The organism is Kitasatospora sp. NPDC032150 (genome assembly GCF_055579945.1).
This window is the reverse complement of the sequence record NZ_JBVIMH010000031.1, coordinates 82928-94297: the sequence shown is the minus strand read 5'-3', so window position 1 is coordinate 94297 and position 11370 is coordinate 82928. Positions and strand designations below refer to the sequence as shown.

The window sequence follows — 11370 nt, the reverse complement described above, 5'->3', positions numbered from 1 at the left end:
TTCGCGGCCGAGGAGCCGGGGATCTGTGCGAGGGCGTCGGTGAGCACGGTGATGTGGTCGCTCACCGTGTTCGCCCCAGCGTTGCCCGGCCGCAGTAGCATGGCCAGGGATTCGGTGGTTCGCGCACCACGCGGCCAGCGGATGGAACCCGAATGTCTTCTTGAAGGTGACCGCCGCTCCGGCCTTCTTCGACGCGGAGGTGATGACCGTGGCGTCGAGGTCGATGACGATCCAGCCGCACAGCCGCTTGCCCGCGACGACCAGCCAGGGAAAGCCCGCGGGCCGCAGGTGCAGCAGCGACCACACGTGACGGCGCACCTGGCGGCGGGCCTTCGCGATCTTTCCCAGGGTCGTCTCGTCCAACGCGGCCAGGGTGCGGCGGGCGGTGGAGTCGGAGGCCACCGTACCGAACAACGGCCGGTGGTGCAGATGCAGTTGCTCGGCCTCCAGCAGGTTCGTCGCACCGAGCGCGACAGCAACCGCGAGCTGGACCACGAGCTGGGCCCTGTCCCGCCAGCCGCTTCCCGCTCCGGTCGGCAGCACCTTCGTCAGTGCACCGGTCAGCCCCGTACGGTCCGCGCACACGCGCAGCAGCACCGCCCCGGCATGCCCGATCAGCCCCTTGCCGTCGGCCCGTACGGCCAGCCGGCGATCCCACCCTGTACGCTCGATCACCAGAAAGGTGCCCTGACTTCTGCAGCGGATACGACCTAGACACTCGCATCCTTGCAGGTCAGCGGCACCTTTCTGCTATCGGAGCATCAGGCGGCCCAGATCCGCTGAATATCCAGGGTTAGGCGCCGGGCGTGCGGGCGGCTGGTGCGCCGACCCGGCCGCGGCGACGGCGGGCGGGGTGCCGGCTCGACCGTCGGTGGGTTCGCGCTGCTGCAACAGGGTGAAACCAGGATGATTGCGTGACTTCACGGCATTCGGGGGGCCGATGCTGGGGCGGACAGGTAAACCTCTCACGAACGAGGTGGCTTCGTGCGTTCTTCTTCGAGGGCATGGCGTGCTCTGACCGTGCTGGGCATGGCGGTCGCCGCTCTGGCGCCTTTCACCGCGGCTCAGGCCGCACCGGCCGTGGACGCCCGGCAGGGCGGTGGGTTCGAGATCCGGACGTTCGCCGACAAGTGCTTCGATGTGAAGGGGCGCAGCCCGGCGGATGGCACGCCGATCATCCAGTACGCGTGCACCGGTCAGTTCAATCAGCGGTTCAGGCTCCTGCCGGTCGGGGGCGGTGAGTACGAGATCCGGACGTTCGCCGACAAGTGCCTTGATGTGAAGGGGCGTAGCCCGGCGGATGGCACGCCGATCATCCAGTACGCGTGCACCGGTCAGTTCAATCAGCGGTTCAGGCTCCTGCTGGTCGGGGGCGGTGAGTTCGAGATCCGGACGTTCGCCGACAAGTGCCTTGATGTGAAGGGGCGCAGCCCGGCGGATGACACGCCGATCATCCAGTACGCGTGCACCGGTCAGTTCAACCAGCGGTTCAGGATCGTGGCGTAGTAGCCGCTCTGTGGCCGGTGACCCGCACTGCCCGCCCGGGTGGTGCGGGTCTCGGCTTGTCGTCCGGTGTTCCGGGAGTCGCGGGTTCCGTCGTCCGCCGGTCTGCTGGCAGCATGTCGGACATGCTTGCGACCGATTCTCCTCCGCAGGGTGCGGCAGCGGCCGTCCGGGTGATGGCCTCCATCAGGCTCCAGCGGGTTCCGCGCGGTCGGCGTGACCTGTTCCGTGCGTACCGGGTGCTGATCGACGGTCAGCGGGTGGGGGCGATCCGGCGTGGGCGGTCGCAGGAGTCTCCGGTGGCGCCGGGCATCCACCGCCTGCAGCTGAGGATCGACTGGTGTTCCAGCCGCGAGGTCGTGGTGGAGGTCGGGGCCGGGCAGCAGGTGGCCTTCGTGTGCGCACCGGGTGGCACGCCCTGGGACTTCCAGGACGTCTTCCCGCCCGGCAGTGGGTCCTACATCCAGATCGCGCGCGCCGATTCCCGGGGCGCGCGCTCGTAGGCGAGCCGGCCTCCCGGGCACGGCACGGCGGTCGTGCCCGGGAGGCCGGGGCTCGGGTTACCGTGCGGCGGGTGCCGGGCGGGGGCGGACGGCGAGCCGGGCCTCGGCGAGGGCGAGGCCGGTGACCGAGGCCAGTAGGACGGCGGTGCCGGCCACGGTCGCGGTGGTGAGGTGCTCGCCGAGCAGGGCGACCGCGATCACGGTGGCGCTGACCGGTTCGATCAGGGCGATTACCGAGGCGGTGGTGGCCCGGACGGTCGCGGCGCCGGCGAAGTACAGCGCGTATCCGAGTGCGGTGGGTACGGCGGCGATGTACAGCAGCAGGGCGAGGGTGCGTCCGAGGCCCGCCGAGTGCGGCCACAGCCCCTCGGCGGCGGCCGGCGGGAACAGGCAGAGGGCGCAGACCGCGAAGGAGCGGACGGTGGTGGTGAAGGCGTCGGAGGGCCGGCCGGCCCGGCCCTGTGCGCGGGTGTGGAGGGTGATGCAGGCGTAGCCGGCGGCGGAGAGCAGTGCCCAGGCGATCCCGCCGGGGCGGACCTGGCCGCTGCCGCCGCCGTCGCCGAGGACCAGGACGGCGAGGCCGGTCAGCGCACCGGCCACGGCGACGCTGCCGGCACCGCCGATCCGCTCGCCCAAGGCGGCCCGGGCGCCGATGGCGATCATCACGGGTGCCGCGCCGAGGGTGACCACGGTGGCCACTGCCAGCCCGGTGCCCTGGACGGCTTCGAAGTAGCCGGCCTGGAAGAGGGTCAGGCCGAGGCCGTTGACCAGGGTGTCGGTGATCCGGTGGCGGCGCGGCCGCGGGGCCGTGGCCGACAGGCGGCGGCCGGTGGCCCGGGCGGCGGCCAGCAGCAGGGCCAGACCGCCGAGGGCACGCCAGAAGGTGAGGGCCATCGGGCCCAGGCCGCTGCCGTCGAAGCAGAGGGCGGCGGCTGCGCCGGCGGTGCCCCAGGAGGTGGCGGCGACGGTGATGTAGAGCATGCCCCGTCCGGTGGACAGGGCGGGTACGGCAGAAGACACGGGAGTTCTCCCACGGAAGACTTGGCTGTCGGTCGTGTGCTTCCGGCTGCGGGCAGCAACGACCGTCCCGGGGGCTGTGGCGCCCGGGTCAGGTCCTCAGTGGCCTGCCGCCCGCTCAGGCGGCAGGAGGTGGCAGAACTCCGCGATGCATGGCGGCCACCCTACTCCTCGGTGGATCACCGGCACTCCTCACGGGATCACCGGCGGATCACCGGCTGGTCGGCTGGTCGGTGGGCCGGATCCCGGAACGGCTGACAGGCCGGCTGACAGGTCGGCTCACAGGCCGGGGAGGAGCGGAACGGCGGGGGCGGTCGGCGGACGGGACGGCCGGCCGGTCGGGAGGTGGGCCGGCGGAGCGGTGGGGCGGGGCGTGGGGGAGGGCGCGGGCGTGCGGGGGGCCGGGGCGGCGGGTGCGGCGGTCAGGGCCGGCCCGGGGGCCGGGTGCCGGGGCCTGCCGGGTGCCGTCCGGGGCGGCGGGGCTTCGGCGGGCTGGTTGTCGCGGTCCAGCTGGAGGTCGAAGTGCTTGACCGGAGCGCCGCGCAGCGCGCCGCCCATGTAGGCGGTCCAGATCGCGGTGGGGAAGGCGCCGCCGTTGATCCGGGCGTAGCCGGCCGTCCCGGCCAGCGGCAGCTTGGCGTGGGTCTTCGGATCCTCGCGGAACAGGCCGACGGCGGCGGCGAGTTCGGGGGTGTAGCCGGCGAACCAGGCGGAGCGGTTGTTGTCGGTGGTGCCGGTCTTCCCGGCGGCCGGGCGGTCGAGGCCCAGGGCGAGGGCACCGGTGCCGCTGGGGCTGACCACGTCCTCCAGGACGTCGGTGACGGCGTCGGCGGTGCCGCGGGCCACGGCGGCGCGGACGGGGTGGCCCGGCAGCTTGGGGACCTCGCTGTCGCCGGGCCGCTCCAGCTTGAGGACCGACCAGGGGGTGATCGCCTGGCCGTGGTTGGCGAACGTCGCGTACGCGGCGGCGAGGTCGATCGCGCTGGGGGTGGCGGTACCCAGCGTCATCGAGGTGTTGGCCGGGTTCATGCCCGGGACGGTCTCGGGGATGCCCAGTTTCACGGCGGTCTTCCGGACTTCGGCGAGTCCCACGTCCACGCCCAACTGGGCGTAGACGGAGTTGACCGACTTCATCATGGCGTAACGGAGGGTGACGTCACCGTAGTTGATGTCGTCCTCGTTGGGCGGTGCGTAGGCGGTCGGGCCGCCGGTGATCGAGAGGCGGCTGTCGCCGTCGTACAGGGACTCGGTGGTGATCCGGTGGCCGTACTGGGTGGTGTGGTCGCTCTCCAGTCCGGCGGCCAGGTCGATCGGCTTGAAGGTGGAACCGACCTGGTTGTCCTGGCGGGTGGCGTCGTTGAAGGGCTGGCCGGCGTAGTCGGGGCCGCCGTAGACGGCGACGATCCGGCCGGTCGCCGGGTCGATCGAGGCTCCGGCGACCCGGACGTGGGTGTCGACGTCGGGGCGGGCCTTCGGGTCGAGCTGGGCGGTGAGTTCGCTGCGGACGGCGGCCGCGAAGGCGTCCTGCTTGGCCTTGTCGAAGGTGGTGGTGATCTTCCAGCCGCCGGCCTTGAGGCTGGCCGCGCTCAGTACGCCGGTGTTGGTCAGGTAGTCGTCGACGATGCCGACCAGGTAACCGGCCTGGCCGCTCAGGCTCTTGGTGGGCTTCGGGTCGAGTGGCTCGGGGAAGGTGAGCGAGGCGCGTTCGGCGGGGCGCAGGAAGCCCATCGAGACCATGCCGTCCAGGACGTAGTTCCAGCGGGCGACGGCCTTCTCGCGGTTGGCGGGGGTGCTGGTCCTGACGTCGTACGAGCTCGGGGCCTGCAGCAGGGTGGCCAGGTAGGCGCCCTGGGCGAGGGTCAGTTTCGCGGCGTCCACGCCGTAGTAGGCGTGGGCGGCGGTCTGGATGCCGTAGGCGTTGCGACCGAAGTAGCTGGTGTTGAGGTAGCCGGCCAGGATGTCGTCCTTGCTCTGCTGCTGGTCGACCTTGAGCGAGATGAACAGTTCCTTCACCTTGCGGGTGATGGTCTGGTCCTGGGTCAGGTAGAAGTTCTTGACGTACTGCTGGGTGATGGTGGAGCCGCCCTGGATGCTCTTGCCGCTGGCGGCCACGCTCCGGAGATTGAGCCAGGCTGCGCGGAGCATGCCTTTGAGGTCGACGCCCTTGTTCCGGTAGAACGAGCGGTCCTCGGCGGAGACCACGGCGTGCTGGGTGGCCGGCGGGATCTGGCCGATCGCCACGTCCTGGCGGTTCACCTTGCCGGTGCGGGCCAGCTCGGTGGTGCCGTCGGCGTAGTAGTAGACGGTGCTCTGGGCCACCGCGCGGACGTTCGGGTCCGGGACGGGGACCAGCAGGTAGAGCGCCACGAAGGCGGTGATGCCCAGCAGGAGCAGGGAGAGCAGGCCGCCGACGGCGATCCGCCAGGTGGGCAGCAGACGCCGCACGCGGGGGAGTGCCCGGCGGTGGGCACTGCGGACGGCGCGCCTGGCGCGGCGGCGGTCGCGACGCGAGCCCTCGGCGCGGTCCTCGCCCTCCGGCGAGTCGTGCGGGCTCGGGGGGTGCGGTGGCGTGCTTCCGGCGACGGGGTGGTCCGGCGGCTCCTGGCTCATGGGTGGATTATGGGCGATTTGGCGCGTAATCAGCTGGTTTTCGGGGCGAATTGGAGTAAGGCATGACCCTTCGCGCCCCGAAGGGCTTGCAGGCGCGGAAAAGCTGCTGCACCGCCTGCGTCACGGCGCTACGGTGAAAGGTGACAACCGCATAACGCACCTGAAGAGCCGCCAGCTCCGCCCGCACCCCGCCACCCCCGGGGTTCGCCGGTCGGAGTCGTTCGGCGCTGCGCGCACGCCTGCGCGAGCGCCTGTGGGCAGCCGCAGAGTGCCGCGCCCAGAAAAGTCGACAAGGAGACAATATGGATACCCCGGCGGACACCCCGGTGGACATCTCCGTACGGCCCAGAGCCGGGAGCGCGGTGCGGGGGCCGGACCCCGGCCACCCCGAGGAGGTCGGGTGTCGCGGTGCCGCACGCCTCTACCTGGCCATCGCCACGGGCGCGTTCCGCCGCTACTCCACCTACCGTGCGGCCACCGTCGCGGGCGCCGTCACCAACACCGTCTTCGGCTTCATCCTCGCCTACACCTTCCTCGCCCTCTGGCAGGCCAGGCCCGGACTCGGCGGCTACGACACCGCCCAGGCCGTCAGCTACATCTGGATCAGCCAGTCCCTGCTGGTCACCGTCGCGGTCTGGGGCGGCGGCTTCCAGGACGAGGTCCAGGAGCGCTTCCGCAGCGGGGACATCGCAGTCGACCTCTACCGGCCGGTGGACTTCCAGGGCTGGTGGCTGGCCACCGACCTCGGCCGGGCCGCCTTCCACCTGTTCGCCCGGGGCGCGCTGCCCACCCTGGCGGGCTCACTCGCCTTCGACCTCGCGCTGCCCGCCGACCCGCTGGTCTGGGCGGTCTTCCTGCTGGCCGTCCTGCTCGCCGTGGTGGTCAGCTTCGGACTGCGCTTCCTCGTCTCGATCACCGGCTTCTGGCTGCACGACTCGGAGGGCATCCGGGCGGTGATGCTGGTGGTCGCGATGTTCTTCTCGGGCATGCTGCTGCCGATCGGCCTCTTCCCCGGTCGGCTCGGCGAACTCGCCCATGTGCTGCCCTGGGCGGCACTGATCCAGATCCCCACCGACATCCTGCTGGAACGGCGCACCGGCACCGCCCAGCTCACCGGACTCGGCTTCCAGCTGCTGTGGGCCGTCCTGCTGCTCGCCGCCGGCCGGGGAGCCCAGCTGCTGGCGACCCGAAAGGTGGTGGTCCAGGGTGGCTGAACTCCTGCCGGCCGAGAGCAGGCCGGCCCGGCTGCGGTGGGCGCTGCGCTCCTGGCGGCTGGTCGCCGCCATGTGGATCCGCGCCACCATGGCCTACCGGGTCTCGTTCTGCCTGATGCTCGTCGCCAACCTCGCGACCACCTCGCTGGACTTCGTCGTACTGCTGCTGATGTTCCGGCACACCGACCGCCTCGGCGGCTGGTCGCTACCCGAACTCGGCTTCCTGTACGGGACTTCGGGCCTCGCGCTGGGGCTGGCCAACATGTTCGTCGGCAGTGTGGACGCCCTCGGCGAGCGGATCCGCACCGGCACCCTCGACGTCATGCTGATCCGACCCGCCCCCGCGCTCGCCCAGCTCTGCGCCGAACGGTTCTCGCTGCGCCGCCTCGGCCGGCCCCTCCAGGCCGCCGCCGTACTCGGCTGGTCGCTCGGCGCCCTGCCGGTGCACTGGACCGCCGACCGGCTGCTGCTGGTGCCGGTACTGCTGCTCTGCGGAACGGTGATCTTCGGCGCCGTCTTCGTCGGCGGCGCCACCCTGCAGTTCTGGTGGGGCGAGGCCAGGGAACTCCAGAACTCGCTGACCTACGGCGGCGCCACCCTGATCCACTACCCGCCGACCATCTTCGCCAAGGAACTCGTCGCCGGCGTCGTCTTCGGCGTACCCCTGGCCTTCGTCAACTGGCTGCCGGCACTGCGCATCCTCGACAAGCCCGACCCGCTCGGCCTGCCCACCGCCTTCCAGTACGCCTCCCCCCTCGCCGCCGCGCTCTGCGTCCTCGCCGCCGCGCTGCTCTGGCGGGCCGGACTGCGCGCATACCGCGGCACCGGCAACTGACCCAGCACCGAAAGGAATCCAGACCATGAGCCTGATCGAACTGCGGGACGTCCGGCGCAGCTTCACCATCCGGGCCAAGGCAGGCCGGCTGCGCCGCGAGAAGCGCGAGGTGCACGCCGTGGACGGGCTCACCTTCGGCATCGGCGCCGGCGAGTGCGTCGGCTACATCGGCCCGAACGGCGCCGGCAAGTCCACCACCATCAAGATGCTCACCGGCATCCTGGTCCCCAGCAGCGGACACCTGCGGGTCGCCGGGGTCGACCCCGCCCGGGAACGCGCCAGGTTGGCCAGGCGGATCGGCGTGGTCTTCGGCCAACGCACCACGCTCTGGTGGGACCTGCCACTGCGCGACAGTTACGAACTGGCGCGCCGGATCTACCGGATCCCCGACGCCCGGTACCGGGCCAACCTCGACCGCTGCGTCGAACTGCTGGACCTGGGAGGCCTGTTGGACACGCCGGTGCGCCAGCTCTCGCTCGGGCAGCGGATGCGCGGCGACCTGGCCGCAGCGCTGCTGCACGACCCGCAGGTGCTCTACCTGGACGAGCCGACCATCGGCCTCGACGTGATCAGCAAGGCCCGGGTGCGGGAGTTCCTGCGCGAGGTCAACGCGGAGCGGGGGACCACCGTGCTGCTCACCACCCACGACCTGGTCGACATCGAGCAGCTGTGCGGCCGGGTGATGGTGATCGACCACGGACGGGTGGTCTACGACGGCGGCCTGGACGGGCTGCACGCCGCCGGACAGAGCGAGCGGACCCTGGTGGTCGACCTCGCCGAGGCCGGGCCCGTGATCGAGGTCCCCGGGGTGCGGGTGGTCAGGGTCGAGGGGCCGCGCCAGTGGCTCGCCTTCCCCGCCCAGGTCAGCGCCGCCCCGATCGTCGCCGCGGTCGCCGACCGCTACCCGCTCGTCGACCTGTCGGTGCGGGAGCCCGCGATCGAGGACGTCATCGCCCGGATGTACGCGGAGTCGGCGGTCGGTTGATCCGCGCGCGCGGCACGGCGCGCCGTGCCGCGCGCGCAGGAGACCGCGCCCGGAAGGCGCCCGTGCCGCGCGGTCCCGCGCGTCCTCGAGCCGTGATGGCGGGCCGTCCGCGCAGGTGCGCGCCCCTGATGCGCCTACGCGCTCTCCTCGCGCCCGGTGAGGCGCCGGGCCGCCGTACGGATGGACTCGCGCAGGCGCATGTCGTCGGCCTCGGTCTCGCCGACCAGCATGCGGCGCAGCTGGGGCGCCGCCGACGACCAGCCGGCGAGCGCGCTGATGATGAACACCAGGTCCTGCGGCGGTAGCACCGGCTTGAGCGTGCCCTCGCGCTGGGCGGTCTCGAACCGGGCGGCCTTCGCCCGGTAGTGCTCCTTGCGCTGCTCCTCGAAGGGGATCTCGCCCTGGCCGTACTCCAGGCCCTCCCAGAGCAGCAGCCTGAGCAGTTCGGGGTGGGCGGCGTGGTACTCGATCAGCCGGTCGACGTACGTGTCCGGGTCCTCGGGGTCGACGGGGACGGCGGCGGCGAGGCTGACCAGCGCCTGTTGCAGGACCTGGCCGAAGAGCTGTGCCTTGTCGCCGAAGTAGGCGTAGATGAGCTGCTTGTTGGCCTTGGCCTCGCGGGCGATGCGGTCGATCCGGGCGCCCGCGATGCCGTGGGCGGCGAATTCGGCGGTGGCCGCCGCGAAGATGCGCGCCTTGGTGGCCTCGGGGTCCCTGGTTCCTGCCATGGGAACAGGATAGTCGCCAACCAACTGGTTGGTTGACAGTTGCCGAGCGCCCCTGCCAAGGTTGTAACCAACTAGTTGGTTGCAATCTCATCGCACCTGGAGTCCCCGTGTCCGCCCCTTCCCCTTCCCCTTCCTCTTCTGCCTCTGCCCTCGCCCCCGCTGTTGCCGCGTTCTTCGAGGGCTCCCGCTCCGGTGACCCGGACGCCTGGGCGGCGTCCTTCGCTCCGGACGCCGAGTACCACGACCCGGTCGGGACCCCCGTGCTCGCAGGCCGCACCGCGATCCGGGACCAGTTCGCGGCCGTCCTGCCGCTGTTCGGCCGGTTCGACGGCATCCGTCCCGACAGCGCCCACGGGAACGGGGGCGAGATGGCCGTCACCTGGCGGGGGGCCGGTGAGACGCCCGACGGGCGGCCGGTCGCCTGGGAGGGCGTCAACGTCTTCGCGCTCGGCGCCGACGGCCTCATCGCGCACTGTCGCGCCTACTTCGACCTGGCGTCGGTGCTCGCGCAGCTCGCGCCGGAGGTGTCCGAATGACCACCGCCACCGGGCAGGACGTTTCCCCACTGCGGACCTCCGGCTCCGAACCCGTCGCAGCTGATCGAGTCCCCGCCGCCGGGTGCGGGCGCCACGGGACGTCGCCCGCCGTTCTGCTGGCGGTCGTGACGCTCTGCACCACGGTCACCGTCGCCAACGTCTACCTGGCCCAGCCCTTGCTCGGCCTGATCGCCCGGAGCTTCGGGGTGCCCGCCTCGGCCGCGGGATGGGTCGCCTCCGTGGCCCAACTCGGCTACGCTGCGGGCCTGTTGCTCTTCGCCCCGCTCGGTGACACGGTCCCCAGGCGCAGACTGGTCGGCGGACTGTCCATCGTCGCCGCCGTCGCCCTGGTCGGCGCCGGAACCTCTACGGGCCTGCCGGCCCTCGCCGCCGCGGTCTTCGCGGTGTGCGCGGCGACCGTGATCCCGCAGCTGCTGGTGCCGTTGATCGCCGAGCGGGCCCCGGTGGCGGACCGGGCCCGCCAGGTGGGGATCGTGGTTTCGGGTCTGTTCACCGGCGTGGTGGCCGCCCGGGTGCTCGGAGGGCTGGCCGGACAGGCGTACGGCTGGCGGTCGGTCTACTTCGGTGCGGCGGTGCTGACCCTGATCGTCGGGCTGACCACCGCCGCGCTGCTGCCCCGGGAGGCCAGGGCCCCTCGGCGGAGCTCGCCGCTGCGGGCGATCGCCTCGTTGCCGCGGCTGCTCGCCGGTTCGGCCGAGCTGCGCACCGCCTGCCTGCGGCAGGCCGGGCTCTACGGCGGCTGGAGCGCGGTGTGGACGACCCTGGCCCTACTGCTGACCGGGCCGCGGTACGGGCTCTCCACCGCCGCGGCAGGCATGTTCGGCCTGTTCGGGTTGGCCTCCTCGGTGGTGGCGCCGCTGGCCGGCCGATGGACCGGACGGCTCGGGGCGGCCCGGGTGGTCGCGCTGTCGTACGGGGCCGTGGCGCTCTCCCTGCTGCTGTTCTGGTGGGGCGGGCAGAGGATCGCGGCGCTGTGCGCGGGAGCGGTCCTGGTGCACGCGGGACTGGTGGCCGGCCAGGTCGCCAACCAGACCAGGGCACTCGCGGCGACCGACGCCCCGTCCACGGCCAACACCGCCTATGTGGTCGCCGCCTTCGCGGCCGGCGCCACCGCCTCCGCGCTGGCGGGTGCGGCGTTCGGGCGCTGGGGCTGGCCGGGAGTCTGCGCGGTGGCCGTCCTCTGGGTCGCCATGGGCGCGCTGGCACCGCTGGCGGCGGGCCGCCGGGCCCGCTGAGCGGCCGGTCCGGCGGAGCGATCCCGCCATTGGGATGTCAGGGTGATGGGCGGTGACCGTGCCGCCCCAAGGCCGTTGAACCCCTTGTGACTTCACGAGGGGCGACAGCTTCCCGAGGGGCGGTGCGGCCGAGCGCACCACCCGACGTCAGCGTGGTGATCGCGGTCTACGACACCATGCCGT

Annotated in this window: 11 protein-coding genes; 7 read left to right on the top strand and 4 right to left on the bottom strand. The window is 72.2% G+C overall.

The genetic code is table 11. From position 1 onward, the window contains the following. A partial coding sequence (locus ACZ5ON_RS28525; RefSeq protein ID WP_465598701.1) for a transposase occupies positions 1–675 on the bottom strand: 675 nt, incomplete at its 3' end. 354 nt (positions 676–1029) lie between these two features. Between ACZ5ON_RS28525 and ACZ5ON_RS28520 the strand changes: the two genes are divergently transcribed. Next, a complete protein-coding gene (locus ACZ5ON_RS28520) occupies positions 1030–1506 on the top strand; it encodes an RICIN domain-containing protein (protein ID WP_465598699.1) in 477 nt (158 codons plus the stop codon). A 122-nt stretch (positions 1507–1628) separates the two neighbouring features. Beyond that, on the top strand, positions 1629–2006 hold the full coding sequence (locus ACZ5ON_RS28515; RefSeq protein WP_465598697.1) for a hypothetical protein: 378 nt from the start codon (positions 1629–1631) through the stop codon (positions 2004–2006). Between the two features lie 57 nt (positions 2007–2063). Here ACZ5ON_RS28515 and ACZ5ON_RS28510 read toward each other — a convergent pair whose 3' ends face one another. Then, complete coding sequence (locus ACZ5ON_RS28510; protein WP_465598707.1) at positions 2064–2987, bottom strand: DMT family transporter; 924 nt, start codon at positions 2985–2987, stop codon at positions 2064–2066. Positions 2988–3302: 315 nt separating this feature from the next. Continuing rightward, positions 3303–5633: a transglycosylase domain-containing protein gene (locus ACZ5ON_RS28505; RefSeq protein WP_465598695.1), complete on the bottom strand. Its 2331-nt coding sequence runs from the start codon at positions 5631–5633 to the stop codon at positions 3303–3305. 302 nt (positions 5634–5935) lie between these two features. On the opposite strand from ACZ5ON_RS28505, the gene ACZ5ON_RS28500 reads away from it, so the two are divergent. The 3 genes from ACZ5ON_RS28500 to ACZ5ON_RS28490 are packed head-to-tail and all read left to right on the top strand — an operon-like array spanning position 5936 to position 8667. Continuing rightward, positions 5936–6847: an ABC transporter permease gene (locus ACZ5ON_RS28500; protein WP_465598693.1), complete on the top strand. Its 912-nt coding sequence runs from the start codon at positions 5936–5938 to the stop codon at positions 6845–6847. Further along, on the top strand, positions 6840–7682 hold the full coding sequence (locus ACZ5ON_RS28495; protein ID WP_465598691.1) for an ABC transporter permease: 843 nt from the start codon (positions 6840–6842) through the stop codon (positions 7680–7682). The genes ACZ5ON_RS28500 and ACZ5ON_RS28495 overlap by 8 nt, the downstream gene beginning before the upstream one ends. A 25-nt stretch (positions 7683–7707) precedes the next feature. After that, the gene (locus ACZ5ON_RS28490; protein WP_465598689.1) at positions 7708–8667 is read left to right on the top strand and encodes an ABC transporter ATP-binding protein; all 960 of its coding nucleotides are present in this window, start codon (positions 7708–7710) and stop codon (positions 8665–8667) included. Positions 8668–8801: 134 nt separating this feature from the next. Here the strand turns inward: ACZ5ON_RS28490 and ACZ5ON_RS28485 are convergent, their stop codons facing one another. Then, complete coding sequence (locus ACZ5ON_RS28485) at positions 8802–9395, bottom strand: TetR/AcrR family transcriptional regulator (protein ID WP_465598687.1); 594 nt, start codon at positions 9393–9395, stop codon at positions 8802–8804. A gap of 107 nt (positions 9396–9502) precedes the next feature. On the opposite strand from ACZ5ON_RS28485, the gene ACZ5ON_RS28480 reads away from it, so the two are divergent. Continuing rightward, the gene (locus tag ACZ5ON_RS28480; protein ID WP_465598685.1) at positions 9503–9931 is read left to right on the top strand and encodes a nuclear transport factor 2 family protein; all 429 of its coding nucleotides are present in this window, start codon (positions 9503–9505) and stop codon (positions 9929–9931) included. Beyond that, positions 9928–11187, top strand: a complete 1260-nt coding sequence (locus tag ACZ5ON_RS28475; RefSeq protein WP_465598683.1) for an MFS transporter — start codon at positions 9928–9930, stop codon at positions 11185–11187. Before ACZ5ON_RS28480 ends, ACZ5ON_RS28475 begins: the two co-directional genes overlap by 4 nt. Positions 11188–11370 lie beyond the last annotated feature (183 nt).

Coding starts and splice junctions, on each gene's coding strand:
- ACZ5ON_RS28520 (WP_465598699.1), top strand. CDS start 1,030: ATGGCGGTCGCCGCTCTGGCGCCTTTCACCGCGGCTCAGGCCGCACCG.
- ACZ5ON_RS28515 (WP_465598697.1), top strand. CDS start 1,629: ATGCTTGCGACCGATTCTCCTCCGCAGGGTGCGGCAGCGGCCGTCCGG.
- ACZ5ON_RS28510 (WP_465598707.1), bottom strand. CDS start 2,987: ATGCTCTACATCACCGTCGCCGCCACCTCCTGGGGCACCGCCGGCGCA.
- ACZ5ON_RS28505 (WP_465598695.1), bottom strand. CDS start 5,633: ATGAGCCAGGAGCCGCCGGACCACCCCGTCGCCGGAAGCACGCCACCG.
- ACZ5ON_RS28500 (WP_465598693.1), top strand. CDS start 5,936: ATGGATACCCCGGCGGACACCCCGGTGGACATCTCCGTACGGCCCAGA.
- ACZ5ON_RS28490 (WP_465598689.1), top strand. CDS start 7,708: ATGAGCCTGATCGAACTGCGGGACGTCCGGCGCAGCTTCACCATCCGG.
- ACZ5ON_RS28485 (WP_465598687.1), bottom strand. CDS start 9,395: ATGGCAGGAACCAGGGACCCCGAGGCCACCAAGGCGCGCATCTTCGCG.
- ACZ5ON_RS28475 (WP_465598683.1), top strand. CDS start 9,928: ATGACCACCGCCACCGGGCAGGACGTTTCCCCACTGCGGACCTCCGGC.